The 13,727-nt window shown below is 69.1% G+C and carries 13 protein-coding genes; all 13 read right to left on the reverse strand.

Going from position 1 to position 13,727, the window contains the following annotated elements; all coding sequences use genetic code 11:
- Window positions 1–205: 205 nt before the first annotated feature.
- The gene (locus tag DEJ35_RS06595) at window positions 206–2,530 is read right to left on the reverse strand and encodes a bifunctional (p)ppGpp synthetase/guanosine-3',5'-bis(diphosphate) 3'-pyrophosphohydrolase (protein WP_231495664.1); all 2,325 of its coding nucleotides are present in this window, start codon (window positions 2,528–2,530) and stop codon (window positions 206–208) included.
- 69 nt (window positions 2,531–2,599) lie between these two features.
- Window positions 2,600–2,947 carry a rhodanese-like domain-containing protein gene (locus tag DEJ35_RS06600; RefSeq protein ID WP_071403840.1) on the reverse strand — a complete coding sequence of 116 codons (348 nt, stop codon included), beginning with the start codon at window positions 2,945–2,947 and terminating at the stop codon, window positions 2,600–2,602.
- On the reverse strand, window positions 2,947–3,951 hold the full coding sequence (gene secF / locus DEJ35_RS06605) for a protein translocase subunit SecF (RefSeq protein ID WP_111192334.1): 1,005 nt from the start codon (window positions 3,949–3,951) through the stop codon (window positions 2,947–2,949). The genes DEJ35_RS06600 and secF overlap by 1 nt, the downstream gene beginning before the upstream one ends.
- The gene (gene secD / locus DEJ35_RS06610; protein WP_110860016.1) at window positions 3,951–5,702 is read right to left on the reverse strand and encodes a protein translocase subunit SecD; all 1,752 of its coding nucleotides are present in this window, start codon (window positions 5,700–5,702) and stop codon (window positions 3,951–3,953) included. The genes secF and secD overlap by 1 nt, the downstream gene beginning before the upstream one ends.
- Before the next feature lie 91 nt (window positions 5,703–5,793).
- Window positions 5,794–6,195, reverse strand: coding sequence for a preprotein translocase subunit YajC (yajC, locus tag DEJ35_RS06615; RefSeq protein ID WP_111192337.1), 402 nt, complete (start codon window positions 6,193–6,195; stop codon window positions 5,794–5,796).
- A 90-nt stretch (window positions 6,196–6,285) separates the two neighbouring features.
- The gene (gene ruvB / locus DEJ35_RS06620) at window positions 6,286–7,329 is read right to left on the reverse strand and encodes a Holliday junction branch migration DNA helicase RuvB (RefSeq protein WP_111090832.1); all 1,044 of its coding nucleotides are present in this window, start codon (window positions 7,327–7,329) and stop codon (window positions 6,286–6,288) included.
- The gene (gene ruvA, locus DEJ35_RS06625; protein WP_027465602.1) at window positions 7,326–7,946 is read right to left on the reverse strand and encodes a Holliday junction branch migration protein RuvA; all 621 of its coding nucleotides are present in this window, start codon (window positions 7,944–7,946) and stop codon (window positions 7,326–7,328) included. Before ruvA ends, ruvB begins: the two co-directional genes overlap by 4 nt.
- Complete coding sequence (gene ruvC / locus DEJ35_RS06630) at window positions 7,943–8,590, reverse strand: crossover junction endodeoxyribonuclease RuvC (RefSeq protein WP_035808297.1); 648 nt, start codon at window positions 8,588–8,590, stop codon at window positions 7,943–7,945. Before ruvC ends, ruvA begins: the two co-directional genes overlap by 4 nt.
- Before the next feature lie 2 nt (window positions 8,591–8,592).
- Window positions 8,593–9,360 carry a YebC/PmpR family DNA-binding transcriptional regulator gene (locus DEJ35_RS06635; protein WP_017887357.1) on the reverse strand — a complete coding sequence of 256 codons (768 nt, stop codon included), beginning with the start codon at window positions 9,358–9,360 and terminating at the stop codon, window positions 8,593–8,595.
- A gap of 119 nt (window positions 9,361–9,479) precedes the next feature.
- Window positions 9,480–10,091, reverse strand: a complete 612-nt coding sequence (gene pdxT, locus DEJ35_RS06640) for a pyridoxal 5'-phosphate synthase glutaminase subunit PdxT (protein WP_110860008.1) — start codon at window positions 10,089–10,091, stop codon at window positions 9,480–9,482.
- Window positions 10,081–11,001, reverse strand: a complete 921-nt coding sequence (gene pdxS, locus DEJ35_RS06645; protein WP_027465600.1) for a pyridoxal 5'-phosphate synthase lyase subunit PdxS — start codon at window positions 10,999–11,001, stop codon at window positions 10,081–10,083. Before pdxS ends, pdxT begins: the two co-directional genes overlap by 11 nt.
- Before the next feature lie 13 nt (window positions 11,002–11,014).
- Window positions 11,015–11,668 (reverse strand): HIT domain-containing protein, encoded by a 654-nt coding sequence (locus DEJ35_RS06650; RefSeq protein WP_258370335.1) that lies wholly within the window; start codon window positions 11,666–11,668, stop codon window positions 11,015–11,017.
- Window positions 11,668–13,689, reverse strand: a complete 2,022-nt coding sequence (thrS, locus tag DEJ35_RS06655; protein WP_111192339.1) for a threonine--tRNA ligase — start codon at window positions 13,687–13,689, stop codon at window positions 11,668–11,670. The genes DEJ35_RS06650 and thrS overlap by 1 nt, the downstream gene beginning before the upstream one ends.
- Window positions 13,690–13,727 lie beyond the last annotated feature (38 nt).

A 13,727-nucleotide genomic window follows, 5' to 3' on the forward strand; every position in this document is an offset into this window, starting at 1 on the left:
GGAGGCGCCGGGTGGGGCTGCTACGGGCCTCCGGTCGGAGCGTGCGAGCGGTCAGGGCACCCCGCTCGCGGTCGCCGAGTGGTCGCGAACTGTCGGTTGGCAGGGCCGCAGTCGACGGTTCGTGACCGGTCGACGGCGCCCGTGCGACGAGCCGTGACCGGTCGACGGGCGACGGGCGACGGACGGGCCGCGCGGGGCCCTGCCGCTAGCCGGCGCTGACGCGGTAGACGTCGTAGACGGCGTCGATGCGTCGCACCGCGTTCAGCACGCGGTCGAGGTGGATGGTGTCGCCCATCTCGAACACGAACCGGCTCAGTGCGAGACGGTCGGACGAGGTCGACACCGTCGCGGACAGGATGTTCACGTGGTGGTCGGTCAGCACCCGGGTGACGTCGCTGAGCAGGCCCGACCGATCGAGCGCCTCGATCTGGATCTGCACCAGGAACACCGACTTCGACGACGGAGCCCACTCGACCTCGATCATCCGGTCGGGTTCGTTCATGAGCGACTTCACGTTGGTGCACGACGACTGGTGCACCGAGACGCCCTGGCCACGGGTGATGAAGCCCACGATCTGGTCGCCCGGCACCGGTGTGCAGCACTTCGCGAGCTTCACGAGGATGTCGGGCGCACCGCGGACCAAGACGCCGCTGTCGCTCGTGCGCAGCTGACGACTGGTGACCTGGCGCGGGAACGCGAGTTCGGGCTCGTCCGTCTCGGTCTCGGTCTGGACGTTGCCGAGGACCTTCTCGATCACCGACTGCGTCGAGACGTGGCCTTCGCCGATGGCGGCGTACAGGGCGGAGACGTCCTCGTACCGCATCGACGAGGCGACCTCGGCGATGCTGTCCTGGCTCATGATGCGCTGGAGCGGCAGGTTCTGCTTGCGCATCGCTCGGGCGATGGCGTCGCGACCCTGCTCGATCGCCTCTTCGCGGCGCTCCTTGGTGAACCACTGCTTGATCTTGTTGCGTGCGCGGGGGCTGCGGACGAACTGCAGCCAGTCCTGCGAGGGGCCGGAGTCGGGGTTCTTCGACGTGAAGATCTCGACGACGTCGCCGCTGGACAGCTGGCTCTCGAGCGGGACGAGGCGGCCGTTGACCTTCGCACCCATCGTGCGGTGGCCGATCTCGGTGTGCACCGCGTAGGCGAAGTCGACCGGGGTGGCTCCGGCGGGGAGGCCGATGACCTTGCCCTGCGGCGTGAAGACGTAGGTCTCCTTGGCACCGATCTCGTAGCGAAGGGAGTCGAGGAACTCGCCCGGGTCGCTGGTCTCGGCCTGCCAGTCGGTGATGTGGGCGAGCCACGCCATGTCCTGGTCGTCCGTGGTCGACGAGGTACCGGCGTCACGGCCGGCAGCGCGCTGCTTGTACTTCCAGTGGGCGGCGACACCGAACTCGGCGCGCTGGTGCATCTCGTGCGTACGGATCTGGATCTCGACCGCACGACCCTGCGGTCCGAGCACCGTGGTGTGCAACGACTGGTACAGGTTGAACTTGGGGGTCGCGATGTAGTCCTTGAAGCGACCGGGCAGCGGGGTCCAGCGGGCGTGCACCGAGCCGAGCATGGCGTAGCAGTCGCGCACGGTCGGCACGAGCACGCGGATGCCGACGAGGTCGTAGATCTCGTCGAACTCACGACCCCGCACGATCATCTTCTGGTAGATCGAGTAGTACTGCTTCGGCCGGCCCATGACGTCGCCGCGGACCTTGGCGGCCTTCAGGTCCTTCTTCAGGGTGCCGATGACGTTCTGGACGAACTGCTCGCGCTTCGGCTGGCGTTCCTTGACCAGGCTGTCGATCTCGACGTAGAGCTTCGGGTGCAGGACCGCGAACGACAGGTCCTCGAGCTCGAGCTTGATCATCTGGATGCCGAGCCGGTGCGCGAGCGGCGCGTAGATCTCGAGCGTCTCCTTCGCCTTGCGCGTGGCGGAGGCCGACTCGACGAAGCCCCACGTGCGGGCGTTGTGCAGGCGGTCGGCGAGCTTGATGACGAGGACGCGGATGTCCTTCGACATGGCGATGACCATCTTGCGGACGGTCTCGGCCTGCGCGCTGTCGCCGTACTTGACCTTGTCGAGCTTGGTGACGCCGTCGACGAGCATCGCGATCTCGTCGCCGAAGTCGGCCCGCAGCTGGTCGAGCTGGTAGTCGGTGTCCTCCACCGTGTCGTGCAGGAGCGCGGCCGCGATGGTGATCGTGCCGATGCCGAGGTCGGCCAGGATCTGCGCGACCGCGACGGGGTGCGTGATGTACGGCTCACCGGACTTGCGCTTCTGACCGTCGTGCGCGCGTTCGGCGACCGAGTACGCACGCTCGATGAGTGTCACATCGGCCTTGGGGTGGTGCGAGCGGACCGTGCGGATCAGCGTGTCCACCGCGCCGGCCGGCTGGGCGCGCGAGAACAGGCGCGGCAGCAGCGAGCGGAGGGAACCGAGGTTGCCGGTGGTGTTCGGACCGATCGGGCTCGAGGGCCGCGGGGCGGAACCCGGGCGGCTCGGCGCGGACGGCTCTTCGCGGGTGTCCGTCATGATGCGCCTCCCAGGACTCGGTCCGAGAGCTCGATCCGAGCTCGATCCGACAAGACTACGCGTCCCCGGTCAGTGCCCGTGACGCGGTTCGCCCTGGGCGTCGCGCTCCACCGGCGCCCCCGCCTGCTCCCAGGCGAGCATGCCGCCGGAGAGGTTGACGGCCGGCACGCCCGACTGCTCGAGCGCCGCGACGATGCGCGACGACCGACCGCCGGAGTGGCAGACGATGATGGCCGGCTGGTCGCCGCCGTCGATCTCCTGCCAGCGGTCCACGAACTCCGACATCGGCACGAGCGTGGCCTGGGGAGCGTGGACCTCGTCCCACTCCCCCTGCTCGCGGACGTCGAACAGCCGGGCTCCGGCGTCGATGCGGCGCTGGGCCTCGGCGACGTCGATCTCCTGGATCTCGATGGGCATCAGACGTTCGCCTCTGCCGGGTCGACCTCACGCCGGCGCTTCTCGGCCGCCTGGGTCTTCTTGGCGTCCGACTCCTTGATCTTCGGTTCGTTCTCGCGCAGCTGCGCGTACATCGGCGATGCGATGAAGATCGTCGAGTAGGTGCCGACGATGATGCCGATGAACAGCGCGAGCGAGATGTCGCGAAGGGTACCGGCGCCGAGCACGTACGACCCGATGAAGAGGATCGCCGCGACCGGCAGCAGCGCCACGACCGAGGTGTTGATCGATCGGACGAGGGTCTGGTTCACCGCGAGGTTGACCGACTGCTTGAACGTCCGGATCGATTCCTGCGCGGTGTTCTCGCGCACCTTGTCGAAGACCACCACGGTGTCGTAGAGCGAGTACCCGAGGATCGTCAGGAACCCGATCACCGCCGCGGGCGTGACCTCGAGCCCGACGATGCCGTACACGCCCGCGGTGATGAGCAGGTCGTGCAGCAGCGCCGCCATCGCGGACAGCGACATCTTCCAGGTGCGGAAGTACAGCGTCATGAAGACCGCGGCGAGGGCGAGGAAGATCACGAGACCACGGATGGCCTGCGCGAGCACGTCGGCACCCCACGTCGCGCCGATGAAGGTCGCGGCGACCTGGCTCTCCGGGACGTCGTAGGCCTTCGCCAGGGCGTCCTGCACCTCGGTCGTCTGCCGGTCGGTGAGCTGCCCCGTCTGCACGCGGATGCCGTGCGTGCCGAGTTGCGAGACGCGCGGGATCGACTCCGGGACGACGTCCTCGACGGTCTCGGTGGCGAGGTTCTGGTCGAGCGTCTTGACGTCGGAGATCGTGAACTCCGAGCCGCCGGTGAACTCGATGCCGAGCTGGTACCCGCCACGGAGCCACGGGGTGACGAGCGAGATCACGATCATCGCGAGGGCGATGAGGTACCAGGTCTTCCGGCGCCCGATGATGTCGTACGACCGCTTCCCCGTGTACAGGTCGCTGCCGAACTGGCTGAAGCTGGCCATCAGTCGTCCTTCCCGTCCGGCGTCGAGCCGTTGTCGCCGGAGGCCTGCTGGGCCTTCCGCTCCGCGATCGTCTGTCGGCGCTGTGCCTCACCGGCACTGCGCTGGCGCTTGCCGTCCACGACGGGTGCGCGGAACTGTGCGCGCCCCCGGTAGACGGCACCGAGAGCTGCCGGGTCGAGACCACTGAACCGGTGGCCCTCGCCGAAGAACCGGCTGCGGGCGATGAGCTGCATCATCGGGTGGGTGAAGAGCGCGACCACCACGATGTCGATGAGGGTCGTGAGGAGCAGCGTGAACGCGAAGCCCTTCACGTCGGCGACCGCGAGCACGTAGAGCGTGACGGCGGCGAGGAAGTTCACCGCGTCGGACGCCAGGATCGTGCGGAGTGCACGCTTCCAGCCGGACTCGACCGCGCTCTCGAGGGCACGGCCGTCGCGGAGTTCGTCACGGATGCGCTCGAAGTAGACGATGAACGAGTCCGCCGTGATGCCGATCGCGACGATCAGACCCGCCACACCCGCCAACGAGAGGCGGTAGTCGACACGCCACGACATGATCGCGATCACCAGGTAGGTGAGCACCGCGGCGATCCCGAGCGACAGCACGGTGACGAACGCCAGGGCCCGGTACTGGATGACCGAGTAGATGATCACCAGGATCAGACCGATCAGACCGGCGACGAGGCCACCGATGAGCTGCGCGGTGCCGAGCGTCGCCGAGATGTTCTCGTTCGACTGCACCTGGAAGTTGATCGGCAGCGCACCGTACTTCAGCTGGTCGGCCAGGGTCTTCGACGACTCGGCCGTGAACGACCCGGTGATCTGCGCCTTGCCGTTCGTGATCGCGGAGTTCGTCGTCGGCGCGGTGATGACCGAACCGTCGAGCACGATCGCGAACTGGTTCTGCGGCTGCTGGAGCGAGACGAGACGGTTCGTGACGGTGCGGAAGTCCTTCGAGCCCTCGCCGTTGAACGTCAGGTTGACGGCCCACTGCCCCGTCGACGTGCCCTGCGAGTCGGTGGCGAGACCCGAGGTGGCGTTGCTGATGTCGGCGCCGGAGACCTCGACCGGTCCGAGGATGTACTTCCCCGCGCCGTCCTGGTCACAGGTGACCAGGGGCTCGTCGTCGGGCGCCGTGGTGACGTCGTCCGGAGCCGCACAGTTGTAGTTGGTGTACAGGTCCTGCAGCTTCGGCGTGACCCAGTTCAGGTCGCTCGCGTTGGTCGGCTTCGCGCTCGGCGTCGCGGCGAGCGAGGCCGGCGGCGAGTACGGCGTGGCCGATGCGGTGCCCTTGCCGTCGTCACCGACGGCGGAGTTCGTCGCGGCCTCGGTGAAGAGCACCGGACGGAAGGTCAGCTTGGCCGCTGCCTCGATGCGGTCGATCGTGGCCTTGTCGGGGCGACCCGGGATCGAGACGACGATGTTGTTCGCGCCCTGGGTGTTGATCTCCGACTCGGAGACACCGGTGGCGTCGATGCGCTGGCGGATGATGTTCACCGCCTGCTGCAGCTGCTGCGAGGTGACGGAGTCGCCCTCGGTGTTCTGCGCCGCCAGGGTCAGCTGCGTGCCGCCCTGCAGGTCCAGAGCCAGCTCGGGGACCCAGCTCGCGCCCTGGTACCACTTGTCGGTGTCGTCCTTCGAAGAGCCGGCGAGGATCGACGCGGCGGTGTTCACGCCGGCGAGGATCGCCATCAGGATCACCAACCAGGTGAGCGAGCGCAGCGCCTTCTTGACGGGTGTCGATCGTGCCACCGGTCGTCTCGTCTTTCTGTTCAGGACCGTCGGCACACCGTGCGACGGCAGAGGGAGGCCGCCGGGTCAGACGACCCGGCGGCCGAGGGCGTCAGTCGTCGGACTTGCGCTTCGTGGCGTCGGTCTCGTCGACACGGTCGGTGTCGACCCGCTCGCCGTAGACCGGCTCACCGTTGAGCTCGGCCACCGGCTTCGGCTCGTCCTCGGTGGACGTGGTGGTCTCGACGTCGGACGCGTTGTCGTCGACGACGCGCGACAGGGTCTGACGGTGCACGGTGACGATGGTCCCCGGTGCGATCTCGACGTCAGCGGTGACCTTCTCCTCGTTCACGGAGAGGAGCGTGCCGTAGAGGCCGAAGGACAGCATGACCTTCGCGCCCGGGACCATCTTGTCCACGAGTTCGGCCTGCTGCTTCTTGCGCTTGCGGCTGTTGTAGAACATGAAGGCCGCGAACGCCACGACGATGACGATGAGGATGACTTCTTGACCCATGATGCGTTGCCTTCTCTGGTTGCTCGGTTTCGGGCCGTAGCAGTCTAGGGCACGCCGGTGTCCGTGGCATGTCACCCGACTGATCGGCGGTCAGACGGTGGATTCCGGGTCGTCGAAGAGCCCGGGCTGCCCGCCGTCGCCCTGCCCCGGGGTGAGGCCGAGGTGTCGCCAGGCCCGCGGTGTCGCGATGCGCCCGCGGGGGGTGCGGGTCACGAGTCCGACGCGGACGAGGAACGGTTCGACGACCGACTCGATCGTCTCGGATTCCTCGCCGACGGAGACGGCCAGGGTGTTCAGGCCGACCGGACCCCCGTCGAACCGCGTCAGCATGGTCTCGACGACGGCACGGTCGAGGCGGTCGAGGCCGAGTTCGTCGACGTCGTACAGGTCGAGCGCACCCTGGACCGCGGCCATGCCGTCGGTGGTGCGGTGCACGAGGGCGTAGTCGCGCACCCGGCGGAGCAGGCGGTTCGCGATGCGCGGGGTGCCACGGGAGCGTCCGGCGATCTCGCGCAGGGCGGTCCGGTCGATGTCGAGTTCGAGCAGGTGGGCCGCTCGGATCAGGACCTGCTCGAGCTCGTCCTTCTCGTAGAACTCGAGGTGGGCGGTGAACCCGAAGCGGTCGCGCAGCGGGTTCGGCAGCAGGCCGGCCCGGGTGGTGGCGCCGACGAGCGTGAACGGTGCGAGGTCGAGGGGAATGCTCGTCGCACCGGCACCCTTGCCCACCATCACGTCGATGCGGAAGTCCTCCATCGCCAGGTAGAGCATCTCTTCCGCCGAGCGGGCCATGCGGTGGATCTCGTCGATGAACAGCACTTCGCCCGGCACCAGCGACGACAGCACGGCGGCGAGGTCTCCGGCGTGCTGGATCGCCGGGCCGCTCGACATGCGCAGCGGTCGCCCGGTCTCGTGCGCGACGATCATCGCGAGCGTGGTCTTGCCGAGGCCGGGAGGACCCGCCATCAGGATGTGGTCGGGCGTGCGCTCCTGCATGCCCGCGGCCTTGAGGAGCAGGTCGAGCTGCCCACGGACCTTGCGCTGCCCGACGAACTCGTCGAGCGAGCGGGGACGGAGCGCGCCTTCGAACGCGAGTTCTTCCTGCGACTCGGCGCCGGCGGACGTGATGCCGCTCACCGGCCGGCTGCCGCGGGTCGGAGCGCACCGAGGGCGGCGCGGAGCAGGGCCTGGGTACCCATCGCGGCGGCACCGGGCTCGTTGGCGACGGCGTCGTCGACCGCGGTCTGTGCCGCGTCTTCGCGCCAGCCGAGGCCGATGAGCGCCGAGACGACGTCGACCGCGGCGGGGTGGACTGCGGTCCCCCGTGCGGCGGCGACCACGGCAGCCTGCTCGAAGGCCACGAGCTTGCCGGAGAGCGCGACGATGATGAGCTTGGCGGTCTTCGGGCCGATGCCGGAGACCTTGCGGAACGCGCCGTCGTCCTCGTTCGCGACGGCGTTCGCGATCTGCGCCGGGTCCATGTGGGCCAGGACGCCCATCGCGGACTTCGGACCGACACCGGAGACCCCACGGAGCAGGTCGAACACCTGCAGCGCGTCGGTCGACTCGAAGCCGAAGAGCAGGTGCTCGTCCTCGCGCACGATCATGGCGGTCCGCACGAACACCTCGGACCCGTGGCGCATCGTGAGCGCGTGTGCGGGGGTCACGGTGACGGCGTACCCGACTCCCCCGACCTCGATCACCACGGCCGAGCCGGCGATGTCGATGCAGGTGCCCCGGAGACTCGCGATCATGCTCCGAGCCTAGGGCCGCCCACCGACGACGCCGACCTGCCACGCTGCGGGCGGGCCGCGGCGGCGGCCGCGCGGGCCAGCGGCGAGTCGACGGTGCCGCCCTGGGCGTCCCGCCAGGCGCGCTGTGCGGGGGTGAGGTTCGTGGCACGCGAGCCGGCGGCGTCGGGTGATCCGAGCCTCCAGGCATGGCACACGGCCAACGCGAGCGCGTCGGCGGCGTCGGCCGGCTTCGGGGCCTCGTCGAGCCCGAGCACGCGCGCGATCATGGTCTGCACCTGACGCTTGTCGGCGTTGCCGTAGCCGGTGACGGCGGCCTTGACCTCGGACGGCGTGTGCAGCCCGACGGGCAGGCCGCGGGCGGCCGCGGCGTGCAGCGCCAGGCCGGCCGCCTGCGCGGTGCCCATCACGGTGCGGACGTTCGCCTGCGCGAACACCCGCTCGACGGCGACCGCATCGGGGTGGTGCTCGTCGATCTCGGCGGCGATGCCGTCCGCGATGCGGAGCAGCCGCTGCTCGAGCGGCATGTCCGGCGGGGTGCGCACGACCGTCACGTGGACGAGTCGTGCGCGCCGGTTCGGTGCGACCTCGACGACGCCGACGCCGCACCGGGTGAGCCCGGGGTCCACCCCGAGCACACGGAGCACGGTTACTCGCCCTCGTCCTCGTCGAGCTCGGCCTGGACGTCCGCGGGGATGTCGAAGTTCGAGTAGACGTTCTGCACGTCGTCCGAGTCCTCGAGCGCGTCGATCAGGCGGAACACCTTGCGGGCGGTCTCGGCGTCGACCGGCACCTTGAGGCCCGGGACGAACTCGGCGTCGGCGGAGTCGTAGTCGATGCCGGCGTCCTGCAGGGCGGTGCGGGCGGCGACCAGGTCGCTCGCCTCGGTGATGATCTCGAAGCCGCCACCCTGGTCGATGACGTCCTCGACCCCGGCGTCCAGCACCGCGGTCATCACGGTGTCCTCGTCGAGGCCGTCCGTCTTCGTGACCGAGATGACGCCCTTGCGCGAGAAGTTGTAGGCGACGCTGCCCGGGTCGGCCATGGTGCCGCCGTTGCGCGACATCGCGGTCCGGACCTCGGCCGCAGCACGGTTCTTGTTGTCCGTGAGGCACTCGATGAGCATCGCGACGCCGTTGGGGCCGTAGCCCTCGTACATGATCGTCGTGTACTCGATGGTCTCGCCCGTGAGACCCGCACCGCGCTTGACGGCGCGGTCGATGTTGTCGTTGGGGACCGAGGTCTTCTTCGCCTTCTGCACGGCGTCGACCAGGGTCGGGTTGCCGGACATGTCGGCACCGCCCATCTTCGCGGCGACCTCGATGTTCTTGATCAGCTTGGCGAACGACTTGGCACGGCGCTGGTCGATGACCGCCTTCTTGTGCTTGGTCGTTGCCCACTTGGAATGCCCGGACACGGTTCTCCTTGCGTATTGCGGAAAGTCCCGCTCAGTTTAGCGGCCCTGTGGGCCGAACACCGGCCTGGAGGCGCGGCGCGGCTTCCGTCCCGCCGGTGCGGCGGGCGGGCGGTCACGCCTCAGGCGCTGCGCACCAGGTCGAGGAACCGGCGGTGGAAGCGGTCCTCGCCGGCGACCTCGGGATGGAACGCGCTGGCGATGACGTTGCCCTGCTGCACCGCCACGACCTGCCCGTCGGGCAGTACGCCGAGGACGTGGACGTCGTCGCCGCGCTGCTCCACCACGGGGGCCCGGATGAACACCGCGTGCACCGGGGCCTCACCGAGGTCGGGCATCGGGATGTCGATCTCGAACGAGTCGTTCTGCGCACCGAACGCGTTGCGGCGCACGGTGGTGTCGAGCACGTCGAGGGTCCGCTGACCGCTGATGCCGTCGGTGATCCGCGACGACAGCATGATCATGCCGGCGCAGGTGCCGTAGGTGGGCAGGCCACCGCGGATCGCGTCGGCGAGGGGATCGGCGACGCCGAACGCGCGGGACAGCTTGTCCATCACGCTCGACTCGCCCCCGGGGATCACGACACCGTCGAGGGTCTCGATCTCCTCTGCCCGACGGAGCGGCACCACGTCGGCGCCGAGCTCGGTCAGCGAGGCGATGTGCTCGCGGAAGTCACCCTGCAGCGCCAGGACCCCGATGCGGGGCCGAGCGCCGGTCGTCGGACTACCAGCCACGCTCGGCGAGGCGGTGCGGTGCGGGGACGTCGGCGACGTTGATGCCGACCATCGCCTCGCCCAGACCACGGGAGACCTCGGCGATGACCCTGGGGTCGTCGTGGAACGTCGTCGCCTTGACGATCGCGGCGGCACGGGCCGCCGGGTCGCCGGACTTGAAGATGCCGGACCCGACGAAGACACCGTCGGCGCCGAGCTGCATCATCATCGCGGCGTCGGCCGGGGTGGCGACACCACCGGCGGTGAAGAGGACGACGGGGAGCTTGCCGGTGCGGGCGACTTCCTGCACGACGTCGATCGGGGCCTGGAGCTCCTTGGCGGCGACGTAGAGCTCGTCGTCACGCAGGTTGCGGAGCGCCGCGATCTCCTTGGTGATGGTGCGGATGTGCTTGGTGGCCTCGGACACGTCACCCGTGCCGGCCTCGCCCTTGGAGCGGATCATGGCCGCGCCCTCGGTGATGCGACGGAGCGCCTCGCCCAGGTTGGTGGCACCGCAGACGAAGGGGGTGGTGAACTTCCACTTGTCGATGTGGTTCACGTAGTCGGCCGGCGACAGCACCTCGGACTCGTCGATGTAGTCGACACCGAGCTCCTGCAGCACCTGCGCCTCGACGAAGTGACCGATGCGGGCCTTCGCCATGACGGGGATCGACACCGCGGCGATGATCTCCTCGATCATCGAGGGGTCGGACATGCGGGCGACGCCGCCCTGCGCACGGATGTCGGCGGGGACGCGCTCGAGGGCCATGACGGCGGTCGCGCCGGCTTCTTCCGCGATGCGGGCCTGCTCGGCGTCGACGACGTCCATGATCACGCCGCCCTTGAGCATCTCGGCGAGGCCGCGCTTGACGCGGTCGGAGCCGGTGATCGAGGTGCCAGGGGTGCCGGAGGTGCTGGTGCTGTCGCTCATGATGCCGACCAGTCTAGTGCGCCCGGGGCCACCCGTCGGCGACGAGTCGACGCGTCTCGCCGAGCAACTGCGACATCGACTTCGTGCGGGCGATGATCGGGAAGAAGTTCGCGTCCGACTGCCACCGCGGAACGATGTGCTGGTGCAGGTGTGCGGCCACTCCGGCACCGGCGACCTCGCCCTGGTTCATGCCGATGTTGAAGCCGTCGCAGTGCGAGACCTCGCGCAGCACCCGCATCGCGGTCTGCGTCAGCTCGCCGATCTCGCGCAGTTCGTCCGGCGTGGCCTCGTCGTACAGCGGGACGTGCCGGTACGGGCAGACGAGCAGGTGCCCGTTGTTGTACGGGAACAGGTTGAGCAGCACGTAGGCGTGCTCGCCCCGGGCCACGATCAGGGCGTCCTCGTCGGACATCCGCGGGGCTTCGCAGAACGGGCAGTCGTCGTCGTGCCCGCGACCCCGGCCTTCGCGGCCCGCGTCGATGTAGGCCATCCGGTGCGGGTTCCAGAGCCGCTGGAACGCGTCCGGGACGGCTGCACCGGTGGCCGCGTCGCGGATCACCAGCGGATCGGTGTCCGCGCCCTCGGTGCCCGCGGGGGCGGTGGGACCGGCCACGTCGTCGACGTGACCGGTCCCCGCGGCCTGCTCCGGGCCTCCCGACTGTGCCATCAGACCTGCGCGCGCTCGCGGATCGCGGTGAGGATGCGGTCCACGGCCTCGTCGACGGGCACCGCGTTGTCCTGGCGGCCGTCGCGGAAGCGGAAGCTGACGGCGCCGGCGTCGCGGTCGTCGCCACCGGCGATGAGCTGGAACGGCACCTTCGCCTTGGTGTGCGTGCGGATCTTCTTCTGCATGCGGTCGTCCGAGTGGTCGACCTCGGCGCGCACGCCGTTCGCTCGGAGCTTCGCGATGACCTCGTCGAGGTAGTCGCCGTACTCGGCCGCGACCGGGATGCCGACGACCTGGACGGGCGACAGCCACACCGGGAACGCACCCGCGTAGTGCTCGGTGAGCACCCCGAAGAAACGCTCGATCGAGCCGAACAGCGCGCGGTGGATCATCACCGGACGCTGGCGGGAGCCGTCGGCCGCGGTGTAGTCGATGCCGAAGCGCTCCGGCAGGTTGAAGTCGAGCTGCACGGTCGACATCTGCCAGGTGCGACCGATGGCGTCGCGGGCCTGCACCGAGATCTTCGGGCCGTAGAACGCGGCGCCGGCGGGGTCGGGCACGAGTTCGAGGCCGGACTCCTCGGCGACCTCCCGCAGGGTGTTCGTCGCGACGTCCCAGACCTCGTCGTCGCCGACGTACTTCTCCGGGTCCTTGGTGGAGAGCTCGAGGTAGAAGTCGTCGAGGCCGTAGTCGCGCAGGAGCGAGAGCACGAACTCGAGGGTCGTGGTCAGCTCCTCCTTCATCTTCTCCTGCGTGGTGAAGATGTGTGCGTCGTCCTGGGTCATGCCGCGCACGCGGGTGAGGCCGTGGATGACGCCCGACTTCTCGTTGCGGTAGACCGTGCCGAACTCGAACATCCGGAGCGGCAGGTCACGGTAGGAGCGGGGCTGCGACCGGTACGCCAGGATGTGCATCGGGCAGTTCATCGGCTTGAGGTAGTAGTCGGCACCCTGACGCGTGACGTTGCCGTCCTCGTCCTTCGCCTCGTCCATGTGCATGGCCGGGAACATGCCGTCCTTGTACCAGCCGAGGTGCCCGGAGGTCTCGAACAGGTCGCCCTTGGTGATGTGGGGCGTGTAGACGAAGGAGTAGCCGTTCTCCTCGTGCCGACGGCGCGAGTAGTCCTCCATCTCGCGGCGGATGATGCCGCCCTTCGGGTGGAAGATCGCCAGGCCGGAACCGATCTCGTCGGGGAACGAGAACAGGTCGAGTTCGGCGCCGAGCTTGCGGTGGTCGCGCTTGGCGGCTTCCTCGAGGCGCACCAGGTACGCCTTGAGCTGGTCCTTGTCGGGCCAGGCGGTGCCGTAGATGCGCTGCAGCTGCGGGTTCTTCTCGGAGCCGCGCCAGTACGCAGCGGCGACGCGCATGAGCTTGGCGGCGTTGCCGATCCACCGGGTGTGCGGGACGTGCGGGCCGCGGCAGAGGTCCTGCCAGAGCACCTCGCCCGACTTCGGGTCGACGTTCTCGTACACGGTGAGCTCGCCGGCACCGACCTCGACGCTCTCGCCGGAGTCACCGTCGGTCGCCGCACCCTTGAGGCCGATGAGCTCCTGCTTGTAGGGCTCCCCCGCCATCAGCTCGCGTGCCTGCTCGTCGGTGACGACCACGCGACGGAAGCGCTGGGCCTGCTTGACGATGCGGTCCATGCCCTTCTCGATCGCCTTGAGGTCTTCGGGGGTGAAGGGCTCGGCGACGTCGAAGTCGTAGTAGAAGCCGTCGGTGACGGGCGGCCCGATGCCGAGCTTGGCGTCCGGGTTGATCTGCTGCACGGCCTGCGCGAGCACGTGGGCGGCCGAGTGCCGGAGGATGTCGAGCCCGTCCTGCTCCTGCAGGGTGACGGCCTCGGCGGTCTCGCCGGCCTGCACGTCCGCTGCGAGGTCCTTCAGGACACCGTCGACGCGGATCGCGACGACGCCGCGCTCACCGTCGAAGAGCTCGGTGCCGGTCGTGGTCGTCGTCGCGGTCCGGGGCTCGGGTGCCTGGGGAAGCTCGGCGGGCGCGGGTGCGACTGACTCGGTCACGATGATGGGACTCCTCGATCGAAATGGTGCGTCAAGAC

Origin of the sequence: Curtobacterium sp. MCPF17_051, assembly GCF_003234595.1 — a bacterium.
In the GTDB taxonomy this organism is placed as follows: domain Bacteria; phylum Actinomycetota; class Actinomycetes; order Actinomycetales; family Microbacteriaceae; genus Curtobacterium; species Curtobacterium flaccumfaciens.

Coding starts and splice junctions, on each gene's coding strand:
- DEJ35_RS06595 (WP_231495664.1), bottom strand. CDS start 2,530: ATGACGGACACCCGCGAAGAGCCGTCCGCGCCGAGCCGCCCGGGTTCC.
- DEJ35_RS06600 (WP_071403840.1), bottom strand. CDS start 2,947: ATGCCCATCGAGATCCAGGAGATCGACGTCGCCGAGGCCCAGCGCCGC.
- secF (WP_111192334.1), bottom strand. CDS start 3,951: ATGGCCAGCTTCAGCCAGTTCGGCAGCGACCTGTACACGGGGAAGCGG.
- yajC (WP_111192337.1), bottom strand. CDS start 6,195: ATGGGTCAAGAAGTCATCCTCATCGTCATCGTCGTGGCGTTCGCGGCC.
- ruvA (WP_027465602.1), bottom strand. CDS start 7,946: ATGATCGCGAGTCTCCGGGGCACCTGCATCGACATCGCCGGCTCGGCC.
- pdxS (WP_027465600.1), bottom strand. CDS start 11,001: ATGAGCGACAGCACCAGCACCTCCGGCACCCCTGGCACCTCGATCACC.
- DEJ35_RS06650 (WP_258370335.1), bottom strand. CDS start 11,668: ATGGCACAGTCGGGAGGCCCGGAGCAGGCCGCGGGGACCGGTCACGTC.